The 21,580-nt window shown below is 51.0% G+C and carries 18 protein-coding genes; 7 read left to right on the forward strand and 11 right to left on the reverse strand.

Annotated features, from left to right (window positions below; all coding sequences use genetic code 11):
- Nucleotides 1-54: 54 nt before the first annotated feature.
- From PJDR2_RS30630 to PJDR2_RS30665, 8 genes are all read right to left on the reverse strand, one after another.
- Nucleotides 55-1,941: an FtsX-like permease family protein gene (locus PJDR2_RS30630; protein ID WP_015847631.1), complete on the reverse strand. Its 1,887-nt coding sequence runs from the start codon at nt 1,939-1,941 to the stop codon at nt 55-57.
- Nucleotides 1,942-2,386: 445 nt separating this feature from the next.
- Nucleotides 2,387-3,142, reverse strand: a complete 756-nt coding sequence (locus PJDR2_RS30635) for an SDR family NAD(P)-dependent oxidoreductase (protein ID WP_015847632.1) — start codon at nt 3,140-3,142, stop codon at nt 2,387-2,389.
- 52 nt (nt 3,143-3,194) lie between these two features.
- On the reverse strand, nt 3,195-3,983 hold the full coding sequence (locus PJDR2_RS30640; RefSeq protein WP_015847633.1) for an SDR family NAD(P)-dependent oxidoreductase: 789 nt from the start codon (nt 3,981-3,983) through the stop codon (nt 3,195-3,197).
- A 208-nt stretch (nt 3,984-4,191) separates the two neighbouring features.
- A complete protein-coding gene (locus tag PJDR2_RS32250) occupies nt 4,192-4,836 on the reverse strand; it encodes a GntR family transcriptional regulator (RefSeq protein ID WP_015847634.1) in 645 nt (214 codons plus the stop codon).
- 65 nt (nt 4,837-4,901) lie between these two features.
- Nucleotides 4,902-6,140 (reverse strand): glycosyltransferase family 4 protein, encoded by a 1,239-nt coding sequence (locus PJDR2_RS32255; protein ID WP_015847635.1) that lies wholly within the window; start codon nt 6,138-6,140, stop codon nt 4,902-4,904.
- 161 nt (nt 6,141-6,301) lie between these two features.
- Nucleotides 6,302-8,137, reverse strand: a complete 1,836-nt coding sequence (locus tag PJDR2_RS30655) for a carbohydrate-binding domain-containing protein (protein ID WP_015847636.1) — start codon at nt 8,135-8,137, stop codon at nt 6,302-6,304.
- Between the two features lie 33 nt (nt 8,138-8,170).
- Complete coding sequence (locus PJDR2_RS30660; RefSeq protein WP_015847637.1) at nt 8,171-8,851, reverse strand: DUF4956 domain-containing protein; 681 nt, start codon at nt 8,849-8,851, stop codon at nt 8,171-8,173.
- Entirely contained in the window at nt 8,848-9,588 is a 741-nt protein-coding gene (locus PJDR2_RS30665) for a polyphosphate polymerase domain-containing protein (RefSeq protein ID WP_015847638.1), read from the reverse strand. Before PJDR2_RS30665 ends, PJDR2_RS30660 begins: the two co-directional genes overlap by 4 nt.
- Nucleotides 9,589-9,784: 196 nt before the next feature.
- On the opposite strand from PJDR2_RS30665, the gene PJDR2_RS30670 reads away from it, so the two are divergent.
- The 4 genes from PJDR2_RS30670 (at nt 9,785) to PJDR2_RS30685 (ending at nt 14,637) form a co-directional block, all read left to right on the forward strand.
- Nucleotides 9,785-10,462, forward strand: coding sequence for a response regulator transcription factor (locus PJDR2_RS30670; protein WP_015847639.1), 678 nt, complete (start codon nt 9,785-9,787; stop codon nt 10,460-10,462).
- Nucleotides 10,462-11,754 carry a sensor histidine kinase gene (locus PJDR2_RS30675; RefSeq protein ID WP_015847640.1) on the forward strand — a complete coding sequence of 431 codons (1,293 nt, stop codon included), beginning with the start codon at nt 10,462-10,464 and terminating at the stop codon, nt 11,752-11,754. The genes PJDR2_RS30670 and PJDR2_RS30675 overlap by 1 nt, the downstream gene beginning before the upstream one ends.
- 816 nt (nt 11,755-12,570) lie before the next feature.
- On the forward strand, nt 12,571-13,605 hold the full coding sequence (locus tag PJDR2_RS30680; RefSeq protein ID WP_015847641.1) for a phosphodiester glycosidase family protein: 1,035 nt from the start codon (nt 12,571-12,573) through the stop codon (nt 13,603-13,605).
- 18 nt (nt 13,606-13,623) lie between these two features.
- Entirely contained in the window at nt 13,624-14,637 is a 1,014-nt protein-coding gene (locus PJDR2_RS30685) for a bifunctional glycosyltransferase family 2/GtrA family protein (RefSeq protein WP_015847642.1), read from the forward strand.
- A 156-nt stretch (nt 14,638-14,793) separates the two neighbouring features.
- Here PJDR2_RS30685 and PJDR2_RS30690 read toward each other — a convergent pair whose 3' ends face one another.
- On the reverse strand, nt 14,794-15,633 hold the full coding sequence (locus tag PJDR2_RS30690; protein WP_015847643.1) for an SDR family NAD(P)-dependent oxidoreductase: 840 nt from the start codon (nt 15,631-15,633) through the stop codon (nt 14,794-14,796).
- A gap of 190 nt (nt 15,634-15,823) precedes the next feature.
- Between PJDR2_RS30690 and PJDR2_RS30695 the strand changes: the two genes are divergently transcribed.
- Entirely contained in the window at nt 15,824-16,729 is a 906-nt protein-coding gene (locus PJDR2_RS30695) for an AraC family transcriptional regulator (RefSeq protein WP_265525091.1), read from the forward strand.
- 79 nt (nt 16,730-16,808) lie between these two features.
- Here PJDR2_RS30695 and PJDR2_RS30700 read toward each other — a convergent pair whose 3' ends face one another.
- Together PJDR2_RS30700 and PJDR2_RS30705 are read right to left on the reverse strand one after the other, a co-directional pair.
- Nucleotides 16,809-17,504 carry a response regulator transcription factor gene (locus PJDR2_RS30700; RefSeq protein ID WP_015847645.1) on the reverse strand — a complete coding sequence of 232 codons (696 nt, stop codon included), beginning with the start codon at nt 17,502-17,504 and terminating at the stop codon, nt 16,809-16,811.
- Nucleotides 17,505-17,510: 6 nt separating this feature from the next.
- Nucleotides 17,511-19,046, reverse strand: a complete 1,536-nt coding sequence (locus PJDR2_RS30705) for a sensor histidine kinase (protein WP_015847646.1) — start codon at nt 19,044-19,046, stop codon at nt 17,511-17,513.
- A 239-nt stretch (nt 19,047-19,285) separates the two neighbouring features.
- Between PJDR2_RS30705 and PJDR2_RS30710 the strand changes: the two genes are divergently transcribed.
- Nucleotides 19,286-20,575 (forward strand): ABC transporter substrate-binding protein, encoded by a 1,290-nt coding sequence (locus tag PJDR2_RS30710; RefSeq protein WP_015847647.1) that lies wholly within the window; start codon nt 19,286-19,288, stop codon nt 20,573-20,575.
- A gap of 105 nt (nt 20,576-20,680) precedes the next feature.
- Nucleotides 20,681-21,571, forward strand: coding sequence for a carbohydrate ABC transporter permease (locus tag PJDR2_RS30715; RefSeq protein WP_015847648.1), 891 nt, complete (start codon nt 20,681-20,683; stop codon nt 21,569-21,571).
- Nucleotides 21,572-21,580: the final 9 nt, after the last annotated feature.

Here is a 21,580-nt window from a genome sequence, read left to right on the forward strand (position 1 = left end):
AGCCCTTTCGTGGACGCTAGCTTCATACCGGTAGCTCTATTGTAAAACATGACGTTACGTAAGGTGCAACCCCCAAGCCGATTTTACATTAGAAATATATTTGGTGCGGATAAAGAGGAAGTAGACAAGCTGAATAACAACGAAAGATCCCAGCACCGTCAGCGACGGCTTCATCATATTGTACTCGAACATATTTTGCATCGCCGTAAGGGCAACCGCTCCGTGAATGACGGCCACTACGATCGGGGCGAAGAACAGAATCATCAGCTGCTTCGTTAAAATCGCCGACAGCTCGCGGTCCGTAAGCCCAATCTTGTGGATCGCCTGGAACTTCCGTTTATCCTCGCCAAGGTCGGTGTACAGGCGGAAATACAGAAAACTGCCCGCTCCCACAAAAAATACGATGCCGATAAAAAATCCGACAAACAAGACGACGCCAAAAATCTGATCCTGCTGGTACAGCGCGTAATCCACGCCCATAAACCAGTTATCGGTTTTTCCAAGCCTGCCGTCAATCTCTTCTCCCGCCTTTTTCAGCGTTTCATGCGAGCCCGATACGTCAAAGGCATATTGGTAAATGACGTTCTCCGACTTCTTCATCTGCTCAAACCGTTCATCGGGCACCACGTAATAGTCGGGTCCTGCCTGAATAGCCGGCGTATCAATCGTCTGCACGGGCTTTAGCGTAAGCCCCGCTTCCTTCAGCGTAACCGGCGTCAGCTCCGGCTCCGCTGCCCCCATCATCGTGCCGTTGTAGTGGACAATAGCCGTTTCATCGCCTTGTACATCGGACTTCGTCCCCTTGGCTGCCGTTACGAGCGCATTAAAGGCGGTTTGCGGCACGACGGAAAGCCGCTTGCCGTCCTTCGTCTCCACATTTTTAATGGTGAGCGCATAGGATTGATAAGACAATCCCGCATCCTTCAGCGTCTGTTCAATCATCGCAACATCCTGCTCGGAAGGCTTGTCATACGAGGTGTACTTCATGGCAAACGGATTATCGTTCCGAATAACATCCGTATACATCGATTTGAAGCCAAACAACGAGCCAATCGCGGAGAAAGCCACCGTCGACAGAATCGCCACCATAAAGAACGTTCTTGCGTTATCCTTCATCCGGTAAGCAAGGTCCGATAACAGGACGATGTTTGTTTTCCGCCAGAAAATCGAACGGCTCTTGCGGCCTTTATGGACGGCGTATACGCTCAGCTGCGTGAACAGGAAGTACGTACCGATAATAACGACAACCGTCACCGGAATCATCGCGTAGAAGACGACCATACCCTTGACCGCCAGCGCAGCGGCATAGCCGCCAACAATCAAGAGCAGCGCAAACCAGGACAGCAGCGCGGACGCCTTCGGCTCCGGCTTTGGCTTGTTCGAGCCCTTCAACAGATCAATAAGCGAGTTGTTCCGAAGCACGGTCACCGTGAATAACGAGATCAGCAGGAACAGCGCCATAAAAGCCGCCCCGGTCAATACAATCGCCTTGGCGGGAAAATAAAACGGCAGCCTTTCATCGAGACTAAGCAGCCTCTGGGACAGGAGAAGAATGACCTGGGCAAAGCCAAGCCCGGCCGCAATGCCCGCTACCGTAGCGCCAAAGCCGATCACGATATTTTCCATAAACACGAGACGGCGCAGCTGCATGCTGGTCATCCCGTGCATGATGAGGATGCCGAACTCCTTCTTTCGCGTCTTCAGGAATGATCCCATCGAGTACAGCACGAAGAAGAACGAGAAGACGTAAATGACCGATTCCGCGAAATGCATGGCGGTAGATACGCTCATGTGGAGCGTGCCATCGGCGAGTCCCGGATGAAAAGCAAATATCGAATAGACGAAAAACACCATAACCGAAAACGCGCTGCTTAGAAAATATCCCGCGTAAATCCTCCGATTGCGGATTACGTTATTGAAAGCAAACCGTCGCAAGCTCATAAATAAGCCCTCCCTGTTGATTTGATCTCATCGTAACAAAGGAGGGAATTCTGCAGCTATCGATTAACCTTACGTTTCCTTACATTATTGAAAGGTTAAGCTTGTCATGCGTGTCCTTTTTGTCTAACCAGCCTCCGACTTTAAAGTCCCTAAGGGACCTTAAAGATGCTTACACCGGCATATTTTTCAGGCTTAAGGTTCCTAAGGGACCTTAACATCGACGCCAGCATCCCATTTAGCGCCCCAGTCTGCCTTTTTTGCGAATTTAAGGTCCCTAATGGGTCTTAACCTCTTAACTAGCCGCTCTTTTTCCACGCTTAAGGCCTCTAAGGGACCTTAACAGAATTTACGGCCCTGCGATGCTGCCATCGATCCTCTGTTCAAGCGAATCCATACGAAAATAAAAAAGCCGCTACCCTTGACGGGTAGCGGCCACTCTAATCCATTATTTCGTTTTGAAGCTGAGGAAGCCGTCATCCACCGGAATGGTCTGGCCGTTAATCGCGCTTGCTCCGTCCGAGAACAAGAACGTTACTACGCTTGCCACTTTCTCCGGCTGAATCAGCTGACCGCGCATATGCTGAGCGCCAAGCGCCGATTTCATCGCTTCGTCGTTGCCGAGAATTGGCGTATTGATAAAGCCGGGAGCAACGCCTACAACACGGATGCCATAGTCGGCAAGCTCGAGAGCACCGGATTTAGACATCATAACGACAGCAGCTTTGGCTGCATTATAGTTGAAGCTGCCCATCGCAGCCGCTGTACCGTAGATCGATGCGGTGTTCACAATCGTACCTGAGGCGCCCAGCTCGACCATTTTTTTCGCGCCGTAATACATGCCGTAATAAACGCTATGCTGGTCGACATCAATAACGCGGTGGTACGATTCCGGATCCATCTCGAGGAATGGTTTCACAAGACCAATGCCCGCATTGCTGAAAATCCCGTTCAACGTGCCGAATTTCTCTACCGCGAAATCAACGAGTGCTTTCACTTCTTCGCCTTTCGATACGTCTACCTTGAAGGCCGCCGCTTTGCCGCCAGCCGCTTCAAGCTCTGCGACAACCGCATTCGCGCCGTCCAGATTATAGTCCGCAATAACAAGCGATGCGCCTTTTGCCGACAGCTGCAAAGCCGTTTGTTTACCGATACCGCTTGCGCCGCCAGTAATAATAATTACTTTGCCGTCTTGTTCTGCCATGATAAATATCCCCTTTGCTTTGAAGTTGTAGTAGGAATGCGCAAATCCGCAATTAGGTCAAAATCGATCCGCCGTCGATCACGAATTCTTGTCCAACAATATGAGTGGAAAGGTCGGATACGAGATACATCATCAGGTTGGCGATCTCTTCCGCCTCGGCATATCGGCCGTCCGGCGTTGTGTTCGCCATTTGTTGTCTTGCCGCTTCAGCCGCTTCTTGATTACCCTTGCCAAAGCCGCTTTCGATCGAGCGCATCATTTGCGTATTTACAACGCCCGGGCATACCGCGTTAACGCGTACACCGTAAGGAGCCGCTTCAACGCCAGCCGTCTTGGTCATGCCAAGCACCGCATGCTTGCTTGCGCCATAGGCCACCATGTTTGGTGTAGCCAAAAGCCCTGCTCCGGATGCGGTATTAACGACAGCGCCGCTCTTCTGAGCGATCATTTGCGGAAGCACATGCTTGAGTCCAAGGAATACGCCGCGAACGTTAATGGCCATCAAGCTGTCAAACACTTCGGTTGGATACTCGACCAATGGAAGTATTTTGCCTTCCCAGCCGGCATTGTTGAGGAAAATATCGATCTTCCCGAACTTCTCGACCGTTTGAGCCACGTAACCCCGAATATCCTCTTCCTTTGTTACGTCTGCTTTTATAAATACGGCTTCACCGCCGTTTGCCTGGACTTGCTTAACCGTCTCGTTCCCGGCTTCCTCCGACAGGTCAACTACAACGACCTTTGCGCCGTTCCCGGCAAGAGCAAGCGATGCTGCGCGGCCGATACCTCCGCCTGCACCCGTCACGATCGCTACTTTATCCGTAAAATCAAACTTTTGCATTGTAATCACTCCTCTGAACGCTTTTTTGTTGCTATTCTTGCTACGTAAGCTTTAACGAAAGAATGGCCTTACGCAGTTTGTGATGAACCAACTGTAATCATTCATGTCGCGTAAGCAAGTTGCTTACAAATCTATCTTAACAGATCACTTTGTCGATTGTCGACAATTTAACCTAAAAAACTCTTCCATTAACTCCAATTCCCTTTTTTTATTTAATCCCTGCCAGCAGGAACTCATAAATTGCAGTCTGCGCTTTTTCGTATTCCGATGCCAGAATAGACGCGGTAAACCGCTGAAACGGGGCGTGGAATTCCTTGATCTTTTGCTCGCTCCATTTCACTTCAACAAAGATGTTCAGAATCAGGCTCGCTTTCTCGTAAAACTTCGCCAGCGCCACATTGTCCGCCACGAACACAACATGCCGCAGCACCCGCTCCGCCTTCATCTCGTATTCCCGCACATTGCCCTGCTCGCAGGCAGCATCCGTATCCGCGGCATATTTCTTCAGCATTTCCTTATATTCAGGCGTCCATCTCTGCTGCCCGTACATAACGGCAACGCGAAGAAGCTCGGCCATCAACGTATTGTAGTCTTCAATCTCGGCTTGGGTAAAAGGCTTCACAATCGTCCCGCGCCGCGGAAGACGCTCGACAATCCCTTCAACCTGCAGCAAATACAACGCTTCCCGGACAGGCGCCCGGCTTGTGTTAAGCTCCTTGGCTATGTCCTCTTCGACGATTTTGTCTCCGGCATTCAGTTCTTTGGCGATAATTTTTTTCAAGATATGTCTATAGATCTGCTGCGGCAATGACTCTCCGAACTGCGAATTCGATACTTCATAAGAATTGAACATAATTGATATCTCCCCGTCTGTCTAATAGAGCTCCTCTCTAGTTATCCCAAATTAAGCGGGCAAAATCAATATGCCGTTCGCTCCGTCCTGCTGCTCCGCAGCAGATCATCCAGCCGACCGCAAAGCTTCACCCAGTCGAAATGCTCAGCCGCATCCCTCTGCGTACCCGCGGATGCTTCCCGCAGACGGTCCTTCGCATGGCATATTTCGATCATCCGCTGGGCGAGGCCGGCGCTGTATCCAACCGCATGCAGCGAGCCATACGCCAGATGCAAATTTACCTGCTTGTTCCAATCATCCAAGTGGACGCTTCGGTCCTCCTGCTTCGTGGCAGCGTCCCGGCAGCATGCAATATCCGAAGCGAGCAAGTAACAGCCGTGTATTTTAGCTTCCGCAAGCACATGGGCGTAGGCTTCAACATTTGACGGCAGGGCGAAAATTTTGGATTTCCGGAACCACTGATGCAAAGTCTCCTTATCCTGCACAAACCCCGTCAGAATCATCCGGTCCGCGAGCCACGGATAATTCGCCATATACGAATAAAGATAGGACTGGAAAGAATCCTCCAACTTCCCTACTAGCACAAGCTTCCAGCTCTCCGGAATATAAGGCTGAGCCATCCGGAAGGCTTCGAGAAGCACATGCGTTGCCTTCTCCGGTATGCCAAGCCGCCCGACGGTCAGGATATAATCCTCCTTCACATCAAACCCTACGGGCAGATCCGGCTCCTTTCCGAAAAAGTGATAGCCGTTAGGGATGCGATGAACCGGCACCGACCATTTATCCGATATATAGGGAGCAAGCGTCTCGCTGCTGATCACGTCGCAATAACTCAGAAAACGTCGGAAATCCTCTGTCATTGGCGTTTTGTTCACCCATATGATATTGGCGTCCAGCTTCAAATAAATCGTGCCGGAAGGGTTTAGTTCCTTATATTTCGCCGCCGCTTCGTAGTAAAACGGATAAAAACCAAAAAGGTATAAAACGTCGATTTTTGTCGCATTACACCCTACATATCGAACCAGATCATCGCGGCAATCGCATAAGTTCGCCCCGAAAACCGTATCCATCGCCCGGTCTGGACGGTAATGAAATGACGGCTCGACGTACTCGAACTCTACCTCTTCTTCGAAGCTCGACAATGAAGGCCATAAAGGCTCGCCGCCGCTTGGGAGATAGGTGACATAGACCGCCTTGTAGCCTCTGTATTTCTGCATCAGGTACGGAATGATGCCGATATCCTTCGTGAGAAGCGGATCCGTCAGACATGGCGCCAGCAAATAAAAGCTTGGTCGTTCTTGCACAATAACACCCCGATATATCCGTCGTATAATCGGTTAAATATATGTGAATAACGCCTCCTCTAATACCTGGTCTGAGGCATATGAACGGGCCAAATCCCAAGGAAACGCGGATGATTTCGGTCAAAAACGAAGAGGCGCCCGATGGGCGCCCCATATAATCGTTATTGTGCTGTAGTTGTAGCTGCGGGAGCATCCGGAGGGGCTGCGCCGTCTGGCGCCGTGCCATCCGGTGGAGCGGCGCCAGACGGCGGCATTTGACCGTCCATGCCCCGGCCGCCACCGCCGCCCATGCCGCCACGACCGCCGCGTCCGCCGCCCATACCGCCGCCAAATCCGCTTTGAGCCTCCGTAACGCCTGATTCATTGACCCACGTGATGAGGGAGGAAGCCGTGAAGGATACGACTTTTGTTCCGCCGCTGTATTCACCGTCCGCGTAAAGACCATTCGTTGCCGTACCCGTCGACTTGCCGCCCGAGTAGATGGTGTAGGAAGCGTCTTTTGCCAGATCCGGCATACTGATGTAGACCGCCTGATAGTTTTTCGTCGGTGCATAAGTAGCAATCGTTTTTCCGGACTCGTCTTCCAGATGAACCAGCGTACCCGCTTGCTGAGTCTCAGGGAACATCATCAGAATGCCGGCTTGCGTCGAGCTGTCCGATGCCGCCTGCACCATGCCGGAGCTGCCCGCCGCAACAAGCGTGCCGCCTGTCATGTTGAAGGTGCCGTCATAGTCCAGTGCGCCGTTGTTGTTCTCGGTCGGACCGTTTACCATAACGGTGCCGCCTGTCATAACGATAGAACCATTTGCGTCAAGACCGTCGCCGTCAGCGTCCACATACAGGTTGCCGCCGCTGATGGTGAGTAGACCTTCCGAAGCACCGCTTGCCTGTTGACCGCCGCCGCCTGGCGCCGCGCCCTCGCCGCCGGAGCTGTCTGCGCCTGTTGCCGCATTTACGCCATCATCGCTCGCCGCCAGCTTGATGTCTCCGCCTGCAATGGTAATATCGGCTGCTTCGATACCTTCATAGCTCTTCGTAATATCAATGCTGCCGCCCGCAATCTCTAAAGCTGTCTCGGCATGGATACCGTCATCGCCGGCTGCTATTGTCAAATCTCCATCTGAGATGGACAAACCACCTGTGCTGTGCAGGCCATCCTTGCCGGACTGGATGTTATACGTACCGCCTTGCAGGACAATGATTCCTTCTTCGCCTTCCGTATCATTCGTTGTCTTGATACCGTGGCCGGCTGCATCCAGCGTGAAGTCTCCGTCCTTCACCGCCACAAGGTCGCGCCCCATTACGGCATCGTCCGCCGCTTGAATATCAAACGTTCCTCCGGTGATTTTCAGCTTATCCTTGCTCGCAATCCCGTTGTTGTAGTTGCCTTGCACGGTCAGCTTGCCCGTGCCGTTAATCGTCATATCGTCCTTGCTGAAGATAGCTGCGTTAGGCTCGTCGGTCTCCGAATCCGGGAAGACATAGTCCGTTCCGTCGGATACCGCATTGTTAGTGCCCTCCGGCAGGGACAAGATCAGCTTGCCCGCTTCCTCCACGTAAATCGGAGCGCTCTTGCTGTAATGGATCTCTGCTCCGTTCAAGACCAGACGGACTACGCCTTTATCGGCTACATTAACCACAATCTGACCTTCATCCAGCTTGCCGCTGGCTACGTAGGTTCCGGCAGCCGTAATCGTAATGATGCCATCCTTCACTTCCGCGCCGGAGCCATCAATCGTAGCCGTAGTTCCGTTTAAGGCAATGTTCGTCACATCGGATGTGCTCCAATCGGTATACGTATCGTCCTCGTCGTATTCAACGGTATCATCCAGCTGATATTTTGCCGTTTGGACAGCTGCCGCCGCTTCGCTAGTAGTAGCCGAACCCGTGCTGCCCGTCGTATTGGCTCCCGCGTTCGTCTGGCTATTGCATGCCGACAAGGCCGCCGCGCATAATAGAATGAAAGCCAATTTGCCTAATCTCTTTTTATTGTTCATCGTTTCTCTTCCTCTCTAGGTAAATGGATTGGTTTAAGCTTCTGCTCCCGTAGGAGCCATCGTTAAGGAAATATCGAGATTGCCGTTCCGGCAGCGGATGGCGTCCAGCAGCTCCTTCTGATTCAGGGAAGGTTCAAGCGTGACGGCATAGACTAGCTCGTACAAGCTGCCAAGCTCGGTTGTTCTTACTTTTTTCAGCTCGTATTGCACGTTATAGATGTTGAAGACTTCGGTAAAAGCTTCTTCGTAGCTCAGATTTTCCGGAATCGTTACCTTAAGAAGCTTCTGCGTGGACGACTTCGAGCCGAACTTGACGGCTTTCAGCAGGAACATCAGGAGACACAATACAATCGTGAACAGCACCGCGTAGCCGTATGCCCCAACACCGCAGGCAAGGCCGGAAGCCATCGTAAACAGGACAAAAGCGATATCCTTCGGATCGCCGGGCGCGCTTCGGAACCGGATAATGGAGAAGGCGCCGGCCAAGCTGAACGCGCGGGCGATATTGCTGCCGATCAACAGGATAATAATCGCAACAATCGTCGGCAGGACAATCATCGTTAGAGCAAAATTCTGCGTGTAAACGGATTGCGTTTTCATATAGGTAAAGCTGATCATTGCGCCAAGCGCAAAGGATAATAACAGCGTCAACATAGCTTGGCCGAAGGTTAATTCGGTCACGGATGCTGTTGTGGAGAAAAGAGAATCAATCATAGTAAAAGGCGCTCCTTTATTCGTTCTTCGTGTCGGATATTCATTCGGTATTCGTTGCCGTATTTCGAAAAGCCCGTCCGGAACATTCCAAGCTCCGACAGCAGCTGGGCGAGCCAGACCGGCACGGTCTTCTCGGCTTTTACTTCCATCAGCCACTGGTCCTTGGCCATCAGCAATTCCCCGTGGTCGCCGGCTTCCAGCAACAGATCATAACGTCTTGAGCGGATATTCGTATCGAAGGTGATCCGCAGATCCCGGTTGTTTTTGCAAAACATCGCAATCCGGTCGTAAGCCAGGTATACCTTGGGCTGCAGTTCATACCGCCCGAGAAAATACTTGATCTCCTGAATCACCTGCTTGTTCATATAAGGCTTAAGCTCCGGCTCAACTCCCGTGCGGACGAATTCATACGCTTCATCCAGCGTTAATCCCGTTCTACGCTTGTTCACCAGGCCGAACACTTTCTTCTTCAGCTCTAAGTACACCTTGGCGTCCGGCTTTGGAACCCCGTATGCCCTCAGTCTGAGCTTTTCCCTGTATTTCGGCTTCGCCAGACTGTTTCGGATAATCGAATGCTGGTCGGTATCGAAATACAGATTGCTTATGGAGTAGAATGGATTATTCTTGTTGTATTCGTCGAGCTCCATATAATTAAGCAGCCTGTTATAAATCTCGTGGAAGGATTGGCTGTCCATCAAATACTTGCTTTCATAACGGTTAAACACCTCAATAGCCATGGGTTCAGGCTCCTTTCCGTTTTGGCTTGCCGCCTGTTCATGACTGTATCTTAGAAGGGCAACCTTTAATGAATCTTAAATGTTTGTAAATGTAAATTCGGCTGGAATTGGGGATTAAGCAAAGTTAAGATTGATTAAAGGTTGCCTACTTATAATAAGTTTACAAAGTCAGCGCTAACGAAAAGAGGAATGCTTCATGCGAATACTGATTGTAGAAGACGAGGTCAACCTGGCCGACGCCTTATCTCAAATTTTGAAAAAGAATAATTACTCCGTGGACGTCGCTCATGACGGTCAATCGGGATTGGATAACGCCTTATGCGGCATCTATGATCTGCTGCTCCTGGATATCATGCTTCCGGAGATGGACGGGATTACGGTGCTGAAAAAGCTTCGCGAGGAAGGTATTGCGACCCCGGTTATCATGCTTACCGCCAAGGGAGAAATAAACGATAAGATTACCGGGCTGGATTACGGAGCGGACGATTACGTAGCCAAGCCATTCTCGACCGGAGAACTGCTGGCGCGGATCAGGGCGGCATTACGAAGAAGGGGCGAGGTTGTTCCGGAGGATGGTCTGAAGTACGGCGATATCGAGCTTAACACCTCCAACCTGAAGCTGATGTGCAAAGGAAAGGAGCTTAAGGTAATCCTGAAGGAAAGCGAATTAATGGAGCTTCTTATTGCAAGGAAAACCGCGGTCACTTCCAAAGAACAGATTATCGAGAAGCTATGGGGCTTTGATTCGGACGTGGAGCATAACAATGTGGAGGTTTATATCTCTTTCTTAAGGAAAAAGCTTGTGTTCCTGCAATCCGGCGTAAAAATTAACACCATTCGGGGCGTTGGTTACGTACTGGAGGCGACCTCCTGATGTTTAATCGGCTGCGCAACCGCTTCCTGATCGTTAATATGGTGATCATCAGCTTCATTATGATTCTGGCCTTTTCTTCCATTTATACGATTACCTATCAGAACAACCGCAAGACCATGAATGAGGATCTTATTCAAATATCGGAGTTTTACCGTAAGCAGGAAGGCCCCGAGGGCGGCAAGTACAGCGGTGGAGGCGGTGGCCATGGACGCGGGGATATGATGGTTCCCGACGGCAAAATGAAGGCCGGTCCGCCGCCGGAGCGTTCGGTATCTTTTGCGCTTACGACGGATGCCGATTGGAACATTACGAACACGGATTCCCGCTTCGATATGGACAGCGACTTCTATACGCTTGCCATCAAAGCCGCCTCATCGGGCGATTCCGACCGCGGCGAGTTTAATCTCGACGGCAACCGCTGGGCCTATGACGTGCAGCAGGTTATGGAGGGTTATTCGGTCGTCTTCCTGGACGTCACGAATCAGCATCAGTTCCTGATGACGCTTCTGTATACGTTCCTTGCCGTAGGCTTCATTATGCTTATCGTCATCTATTTCACGAGCCGATACTTTGCGAACCGTTCGATTGCGCCCGTCAAGGAAGCCTTCGACAAGCAGAAGCGGTTCATCGCGGACGCGTCCCATGAGCTGCGGACGCCGCTCGCCGTTATTAATACGAACGCCGATGTGCTGCTGTCCAACAACGATGACTTGATCCGCAATCAAGAAAAGTGGCTGCATCATATCAAGTCGGAGACGGAGCGAATGCGGACGCTGACAAGCGATCTGCTGTACCTGACTCAGATGGATGATGCGCGGGAAAATGTGATTTTCGCTCCGTTCAACTTAAGCGAGGCGGTGGAGAGCGTTATTCTGACGCTCGAAGCGGTCATCTTCGAGAAGGACATTGCGCTTAGCTACGACATCTCGCCGGAGCTGTCCATCAACGGCAACGTGGAGCAAATGAAGCAGGTAGCGCTCATTCTGCTGGATAATGCCATCAAGTATACCAATACCAAGGGCAAGATCGACCTCACGCTGAAAAAACACGGCAGCGAAGTGGTGCTTAACGTCACCAACTCCGGAGAGGGCATCCCGCCCGAGCATCTGGGCAAAATCTTCGACCGCTTCTACCGCGCCGACGCCTCCCGCTCCCGCAAACACGGCGGCTACGGCCTAGGCCTCGCCATCGCCAAAGCGATCGTCGAGCAGCACAAAGGAAAAATCCACGCTAAAAGCGTGCCGGGCGAGACCACCTCGTTCTCCGTTCAGCTCCCGGTTGAACGTCACTAGATTGGAGCGGCCGTGCAGGGTTCACCTGCACGGCCGTTTTTTGCGTATGGCGGCCTGACGAGCGGACAGAGTTTCCTTTGGCAACCTTGCCAAATCCCCCATTAACCTAGCCCTCCACCTGTCCCCTAACCATTCTCTGACCGGCTCCATTGGTCTGTCTTCTCTCCGCAGACCATTTTTGCCCGGTAACCTCAGCTACCCGCATGCCGCCAATATACTCGCAGCTCCTTAACCTACACTTTCGCGGTTTATTTTTAAACTAACCTCTACTTCCGTTGCTCCCCTCATTCTTGCCGTACTTTTGCCTATTCGCGAGCTGATCGGTATCGCTAAACCGCTAACGAAACTACATATTCTTATTTGCCCCAAATAGGCTATCCAGAATTTCTAATGAAACTACGTATCGCTATTCCCTGCTTTGACCCACTTCTGTGCCCCTAATCTGTCAAATAGAGATATGACGTTTCGTTAGATTCGAAAAACTCCCGTTTTTCATCAAATAGCGATACGACGTTTCGTTAGAATATGTCCTGTCCCTCCTGTTCCCCCATCCCAAATTATGAGGGAGGATCCTTGGGCTGCAGGTGGAGAAAAGGAGCTGGGGTATCGCCTGAGGAGCGGAGCGTTCGCCTTTGCCGGCGGGAAATATCCGCTAAAGCGGATTCCAACCGAAATTTCCTGCCGGCAACAGCGACCGAAGGCGATACCCCAGCTCCCCTCCCGCCGACGATCCAATCCGCCCTCATATCCCACCCTCACCATTTAAGTTTGACTAAAGGTTCCCGCTCTAAAATAACTCCATAACGTTCAGGCAAAATGCCTACTAAGGAGTTGATTACGATTTTCCGCACGCGCAAATCCAAAATTCTGACCACTATAGCGGTTATTCTGCTTATCGTAGCAGCCATTCTGTACAAGCTTGCCGACCGGTACTTAATCGAGCATGTCGAGGTGAAAGTAACGCCTGGCACCTCCATCACGCAGGGGACCAGCACCGGCACCAGCTCTGACTCTGGCTCTGGAACCGGCTCTAACTCAACCTCAAGCTCCGGCACAAGCAGCGGCACCTCCACTTCAACGACATCTACGGATGCCGAATACGATGACTGGAATTACAAGGATGACAACGAGACGATCAGCATCAAGAAGGTGGAGACCGGCTCCGGCTCGGATATGATCACTTACTATGTCGCCGACGTCGCGTTTAACAGCAAAATGAACTTGCTTACCGCTTTCGCCAAGGATTCATTTGGCACCAATATCACCCAGAACACCTCAACCATTGCATCCAATAACAATGCGGTGTTCGCCATTAACGGCGATTACTACGGCTTCCGCAGCGACGGGGTTGTTATCCGCAACGGCACCGTTTACAGGGACGAACCCGCACGGATTGGCTTGGCCATGTTTAACGACGGCACGATGAAGTCCTACGACGAGGAAGAAACCTCAACCGACGACCTGCTCGCGCAAGGGGTAACAAACGCTTTCTCCTTTGGCCCGGCCCTCGTTACAGACGGCGAAATCGCCGGCGACTTCAGCCATGTGGAGATCGATAAAAACTTCGGCAACCGCTCGATCCAAAACTCGAACCCGCGGACCGGCATCGGAATGATCTCCGCGAACCATTACGTGTTTGTTGTCGTTGACGGACGAAGCACCGGCTACAGCCGCGGCATGACGCTGACGGAATTCGCAGACCTGTTCAAGGAGCTTGGTGCGACCGAAGCTTACAATCTCGACGGCGGCGGCTCATCCACGATGTATTTCATGGGACGCGTCGTGAACAATCCGCTCGGCAAGGGCAATGAACGAGGCGTAAGCGACATTATCTATATTCCGCAATCTTAAGAAATGGAGGCATAACCAATGACTATACTTATCCCCTCGTATGAGCCGGACGAAAGACTGCTCACGCTTATTCATCATCTGAAAGAGGAGACCGAAGGCACCTCCATTCTGATTGTCGATGACGGGAGCGGAGAGCGATATAAGCCGATCTTCGATTCGGCCGCGGAAGCAGGCTGCACGGTGCTCCGGCATCCCGTTAACCAGGGCAAGGGCTGCGCGCTCAAGACCGGCTTCGATTATGTCCGGCAGCATGGCGGCACGGACGGCGTAATCTGCGCTGACAGCGACGGCCAGCATCTGCCCGAGGATATCCTCAGAATTACCGATGCCGTGCGCAAAAACCGCAATCATATCGTACTCGGAAGCCGGCAATTTACCGGCAAAGTGCCGCTGCGCAGCCGCTTTGGCAATTCGGCGACACGGATGGTCTACGCGCTGGCGACAGGGAAGCCGATTCAAGATACGCAGACCGGCCTCCGCGGCTACTCCTCCGAGATGCTCGACTGGCTATGCAAAGTGCCGGGCGAACGGTTCGAATACGAGATGAACATGCTGCTGGAAGCGCCCAAGGCGGGTTATGATTTTGTAGAGGTGCCGATCGAGACGGTCTATCTGGAGAACAATAAGTCCTCCCACTTTCGTCCGCTAGCGGATTCGGCCAAAATCTATTTCCCGTTCCTGAAGTTCGTCACCTCATCGGGCTTCTCGGCGGTTATCGATTTCGTGCTGCTGTTCCTCCTGCAATGGATGACGGGAAGCCTGCTCGCATCAGTCATCGGGGCTAGGGTAATCAGCTCGATCTTCAACTTTACGATGAACCGCCGCTATGTGTTTAACGATGGACAAGGGATATCGGTGCGAAAGTCGCTTCCCCGGTATTTCTCTCTTGTGGTCATTATTTTGGTAGCCAACTACGCCCTCCTGTATCTATTTCACGAGAGCATAGGAATCCCGCTGTTTATTGCCAAGCTGATGACGGAGGTCCTCTTGTTCGCCTTCAGCTATCTCGTCCAAAGGAAGTTCGTTTACTGAACTTTATCAGTAAATATAAAAAGACAGCGAGTCCCGATAGCGGATACTCGCTGTCTTTTTGGTTATACGGCAATTGCAGCTAGCTTCAGCCAAATCATAAGCTAACATATTTAGAACACCGACTCCTATTCTTCTTCACAGGATAGTGATCACCGCTTATTCAAAATCAGTACGGAAGCTGATGCCCTTGTTCGCTTCCAATTCTTCCCGCAATTGATCCAGCTTCTCGGACGCTCTCCGGTAAGCATCACTGCCCAGGAACAATTGGACCGGGGGATTCGACGATTCCGCCAGATCAATGAACACCTCTGCCGCTTTTTCAGGATCGCCAAGCTGCTTGCCGTCTGTCGCTACGAACTGGTTGTGCCCAGAGTGAAGCTCGCTGTAATCCTCAATTTTATTGGCAGACAGTACCAGGGAATCTGCCTTATTGAACTGGGTTCTAAATCCCCCGGGTGCTACTGCCGTCACTTTGATCCCCAGAGATTGCACATCCTGAGCAAGCACCTCCGTCAATCCCATTAGCGAGAACTTCGTCGCTGCATACACACTCCAGCCCATATGCGGAGCGAAGCCGGCAATTGAGGCAATATTGAAGATATGCCCTGATCGCTGCTTCCGCATATAGGGCAGTACACTTTGAATGACATTAATCGGACCAAATACATTGACTTCAAAGTTGGCCATGATTTCCTTCTGCAACAGCTCCTCAATCGCACCGCCGATACCATAGCCTGCATTGTTAACGGCCACATCTATTTGCCCGAACTGCTCATACGTCTTGTTCACGGATGCCTGAATCGAACCCGCTTGTGTCAGATCAACCGCCAATGGCAGGAATTGTCCTTCTGACACCTCACCCACAGCCTGCTTTAAATCTTCTATGTTACGTGAAGTTGCAGCGACTCTATATCCGCGCTTAATCAATTCTCTCACCAAGGACAGTCCCAGTCCTTTCGAAGCACCGGTCACGTACCATACTTTAGCATGTTGCATATTTTCCCCTCCAATGGATAATCACTACTGTGTATATGGGCAATTGCTACAGGTCTGTTGGAACAAACTTATTATGCTCCCGCCAGGCTAAATTCCGTTAGAATATTATTCTCACGTCCTTGCCTATTATTCTCACTCCGCTTAACAAATAGAGTTCAAGAATTTATAATGGAACACAGTAATGGGAGGGATGCACATGCTAGATGACGCTCAAAAAACATATAATAAACAGTTGGAGCTTGCGCAACTCGTCGAGAAGTTCTCTGGTGCAGATGGCGACCATTCTACCCCCATCCCCTCATTGCATCTGGTCCGCGATTCCCGCTCCGAGGTTCCGATATGCAGAATTCAAAAACCTTCGCTATGCATTGTAGCTCAAGGCGAGAAGGTTATCATGCTCGCAGATGAGCGCTACCAATACGGGGTATCCGATTACCTGGCGGTGTCGCTGGATGTACCGATAACCGGCCGGGCTACTCAGCCCTCTCCTGAATCCCCCTACTTAGCGATTCGTCTAGATTTAGAGGCCAGCCAAATCTTTCAGATCATGAAGGAGACGGAATTACTTCCCGACAGCACCAATAGATATCACAGAGGGCTATTCGTAGGAAAAATGAATAATGCTCTCCTCGATGCAGCCGTCAGACTGGTAGGCCTGTTAGAGACGCCGAAGGACATTCCGGCACTGGCGCCCCTCGTCATACGTGAGATTATTTACAGACTCCTTAGCGATGATCAAGGGGATGTGTTCAAGCAGATTGCCATGGCTGGAAGCAATTACGCCTCCATTGCAGAGGTGGTCGAGCGGATCAAGAGGGATTACAACCAACCGCTGCGTATCGAAGAACTAGCTGAGCTGGCGCACATGAGCTCCTCCTCGTTATATCGTCACTTCAAAGAAGTGACCGCCATGACCCCGGTACAGTATCAGAAGCAAATTCGACTGCAGGAAGCACGCCGTCGCCTGTTAACCGAATCTACCCATGTGGCAGATATCGCGTTTGAGGTAGGCTATGAGAGCCCTTCCCAATTCAGCCGGGAATATGCGCGCCTGTTCGGCTTTTCTCCGGTGAGTGATATCAAGCGGTTCAGCTAATAAGATCAAGCTGCTTTCAACATGAAGAATTCACGGCATGAAAAGCCCCCGGCATCCCCAAATGCCGAGGGCTTCTTTTCTAGTTCTTTGCCTTGCGCTGCGACAAAATCTCCGGAATATGAAGCTCCCGCAGAAGCTCCACAATCTCCAGTACGCTGCTTTTGTTAAACTTCTTTAGAATGCTGTTAATCTGCGACTTCAAGGTTGAAGGCTCCACATGGCGCAGCTTGCATATTTCCTGGCGGGTGTAGTCTTTCATCAGAAGCTCCAGCACCTCCAGCTCGGTTGGCGTCAGCTGGGTAAAAATATAAAAGTTATGCAGCAGACTGTCTTCCGTCGTCTTGATCCGCTTGAATTCCTTCGTAATCTTGCCCGCAATATTGGAATGCAGGGACGGCCGGTCGTAATAGGCATCCTTAACCGCCTCGATAATCGACTCCGCCGGCATATTTTTCAGCAAATAGTTGGTTGCCCCAAGCTCGAAAGCGCGGAATACCGTTTCGTCCGTCTCGCACACGGTCAGCATCACGATCTTGATATCCGGCATATAGTTCAGAATCTCGGACGTCGCCCGAAGCCCCGCCTGTTTATCCTCCAGCTCGATATCCATCAGGATCACATCCGGCTTATTAAGCGCAGCCAGCATCGTGCCTTCGTATCCGCTGGCCGCCCGGCCAACGCATTCAATCTCTTCGTCCTTCGACAGGATCATCTGATATCGCTTACAAATTAAGGGATCGTCTTCTACAATCAGTACTTTAATCGGCGTGCTCATGCTGCTTCATCTCCTCTCCTGCTTGTCCAATGAAAGTAAAGGAATGACAATATGAAACGCCGTACCGCTTCCAGCCTTGCTGTCCACGCTGATCTTGCCCCCATGGGCCGTAATAATCGTATGGCAGATCGACAGCCCCATTCCCCAGTTGGTCGCCGTAGGCTTGGACGAATAGAACGGCTGAAAAATATTCGCCAGGTTTTCTTCCGAAATACCGGGTCCGTTATCCTGGATGACCAGCTCGACCCATTTGTTTTTCACGTTGACCCGAATATCGATCTGCCGGGATTTCTCCGGGACGAACTCCAGCGCTTCCGCCGCATTCGTTACGATATTCTCTACCGCTTGGGAGAAATAATAAGGATCGGCCATAATCATCAGCTGCCGCTGGGACCGTGCGTAATGGACCCCTACCGGCTTCAGCTCCGTACTCATCTCGTCCAGCAGCTTATCAAGCAGATCGAACAAAGAGACCGGCTCCAGCTCGATTCTGGACTTCAGGTTCTTCTGATGAATGGCATCAAGGCGAGTATAGACCTTATTGCAACGCTGTTCAATGACCTGCAGCTCCTCCACCAACTCCGGCTGCTCCTCGCATAAGCTCTCCAGGTATTCCGTCTGCGCCTTAATCGCTAACAGCTCGTTCTTCATATAGTGGCTGAATACGCGGGAAGTTAACAGCGCCGAATCGATATTGCGCGAGATAATCGTCTCCTGATTATTAATCTTGTTCTGGATCCGCGCGTACATGTAGATGCTGTATAAGCTGATAAACAAGCATAACCCCGAGACATACGGCAGCAGCGAATAGATGGAAGGGTTGCCTACCAAATTAATCGGTTTGTACCGGACAAAATGCGCCGCCTTAGACACCTGCACCAGAATGTTGGGAGCCCAATAGTTCATGTATAAGTACGTTATATGAACCGATACGTACGAGATAATAATCATCAGGATGTTGCTTCTTATGAGACGGACTTTCGGGGCATTATACAAAGCATACAGCAGCAAAAGAATGCCCGCCGCAATATACGAGGTATTCAACGACAGAGTTACCTTATGCATCGTTTCATAGAGCGATTGAATCCGCTGCGCGGACATATAGTCCGGATAAAGCTTATAGTACAGATGCTCGTAGAACACCGGATCATAGATAACCGCCTGCAAAATGCAAGGTACCGCGACGAGAGCAAGCAGCCAGCGGCTGCGTTTAGCGCTCAAGTCATAGGCGAAATACAATGCCGAGAGCAGCCCGGTATACAGGAACAACAGCGTAAACAGGTGAAAAATCCGGATAAGCGCCAGCCGGGAAACCGGCAGGAACAGCAGCTGGTTTTGCAGTCCTTTTTTGATGCCGAAATACTTATCCATACTGTTGTAATAATAAGCGTCCTTGCTCATGTACGTAATAATGCAGGTTACGACAATCAGATAGGACAAGCCCATCAGCAGCATGAACAACGTGGCTTTCGTATATTTTTGTTGGGTCAGGCAGAATACCGCGATGGCAATAAACAAGAGAAACACAAAGAAAATAAACATGGAAGCCATCCTTTCAAACCAAATCAACCAAATAAAATCTATTTTATTTGATCTTTGCGCTGCTGTAGAGGTTGAAGTTTTATACAACCACCTCTCTTTATCCTTCCGCCCATCCCCGGCAATTCATGCGAATTCAGCCCTTTCCTCCTGTTTCAGGCGATGATAAAACTTCAACCTTACCGGATTGGCCGGGCGGATTTACTATAAAAGGACTACAAAGCTTAGGAGGGAACATCACGATGAAAACTCGCAGCTACTTCAGCTTGGCCCTTATTGCCGCTCTTGGCGTAACCGCTGCCGGATGCGGCTCGAACGATACAAATACGCAAAACAATGCAGCCGGCGGCGGCAAGACGGTTTTGGAATATTACACTTGGACGGACGAAGCCGATTACATGCAGAAGGTTGTCGATACCTTCAACGCGCAGAACAGCAGCATTCAAGTGAAGATGAACACGATCAGCAACAATGCGGATGAGTACAACACGAAAATTATGAACAACCTGACCGGCGGCTCCAAAATGGACCTGTACAGCATTAACGGTACGTCCAGCCTTGGCCTCTACTCTTCCAAAAACCAGCTGGTCGACCTGACCGACCGCATCAAATCGGCAAACCTCGACGTTGGCGCTTACGGCCCTAGCTACCAGGACATTGTCGAGCTGCTGACAGACGGCAAATATAACGCCCTTCCTTACCGGACTTCCGAATACGCCTTATTCTACAACAAAGCTATCTTTGATAAAGAAGGCATTCCTTATCCGACCCAAATAACTTGGGATGAATACGCGGATCTGGCGAAGCAGCTGACCAAAGGCGACGGAGCCGGCAAGCAATGGGGCGGTTATTTTGCAGACTGGCTTACGGCACCGCTTGGCGCTCTCCAGAAAGGAACAACCATTCTCGACGATAGCCTGGATGACGTGGGCAGCTGGCTGGACTTCCTCGACCGCTTGTATTACAAGGATCAGTCCCATATGAGCTATAAGCAAATGAACGGCGAAAGCGTCGACTGGATTAAGCAATTCGAGAGTGGCAACGTCGCTATGCTGGTTAACGGCGAATGGACCGTCAACATGCTGAAGGCCGATATCGAAAGCGGCAAAACCAACATCAACTTTGACATGGCACCGCTGCCTCTTCCGGAAGGAACCACCGATCCGGTTACCGTAGGCGGCGTGAGTACCTTCATCGGCATTAACCCGGCAAGCAAAAATGCCGACGCCGCGTTCGAGTTCGTCAAGTTCCTGACCGGCGAGCAAGGCGAATCCATCATCGCGCAGTCGAGCGTCCTGCCGGCTTACTCCAGCGACAAAACCAAGGACGCGTTCCTTGGCGCAACCGGCATTCAAGGCAGCGGCTACTTCTTCGAAGCCAATACAGTTATCGAGAATCAGCCTATCGCTCAAATCGACGAGATCAACCGGGTATACAACGAGCAGCGCGACCTGTTCCTGTTCCAGGAGATCGATTCGAAGAAAGCCATCAAGAACTATATGGATGCCCGCAAGTCTGTTCTTAATAAGTAACGCGCACTCTAGCTAAGCAATCATCGGCTTCCGCTTCTTCGTGACGGAAGCCGATCTTATTTCAAGGCAACAATTGGCTTTAATAACCAGCAAGGAGGTACTTCCATGACCAGCAGACGACTGCCTCAGTTCAAGCCGTATCTAACGGGAACGCTGTTTATTCTTCCGGCTTTTGCGCTGTTTGCCGTCTTTATCTTAATCCCGCTCGTTTACGGCTTTGTCATGAGCTTTACCGATTACGGCGGCTTTAACGTAAAGGCCAACTATATCGGCTTTGATAACTATGTAAAGCTGTTCAAGGACGATTATTTTATCGTATCCCTCAAAAATAATCTTCTCTACACCGTCCTGTTCGTTCCGTTAACGATGCTGCTCGCTTTGCTTGCGGCTATCGCCCTGAACTCGGTCCTTCATCTGCGCAAATATTTGCGCATGGCCTTTTATTTTCCGCAAATCACATCGATGGTATCGATCGCTATCGTCTGGGCGCTGCTGTTTAACCCGATGTCCGGGCCAATCAACCATATGCTTGAAGCGATAGGCATTGCCAATCCGCCGCAATGGCTGATGTCCTCGAAGTGGGCGCTGATCGCCATTGTCGTGGTTGCCGTATGGAAAAGCTTCGGCTACTACATGATTATTTTGCTGGCGGGCATTCAAGGCATTCCGACCCATCTGTACGAATCGGCCAGACTGGACGGGGCGAACCGCTTCAAGCAGTTTCTGTACATTACGCTGCCGTCGCTCTCGCCAACCCTGTTTATGGTTCTCATTCTAACGATTATTAACTCCTTCCAGGTGTTTGACCTGGTATCGGTCATGACGGACGGCGGACCGGGCCGTTCCACGAACGTCCTTGTATTCCGTATTTACCAGGAAGCGTTCGTCAACTACCGGATGGGCTATTCCGCGGCGATGTCGACCGTGTTGTTCCTGATTATCATGGTTATTTCCCTTATTCAATTCCGGCTCGAGAAAAAATGGGTGACTTACTAAGATGGAAGC

The organism is Paenibacillus sp. JDR-2, from assembly GCF_000023585.1.
Lineage (GTDB): Bacteria > Bacillota > Bacilli > Paenibacillales > Paenibacillaceae > Pristimantibacillus.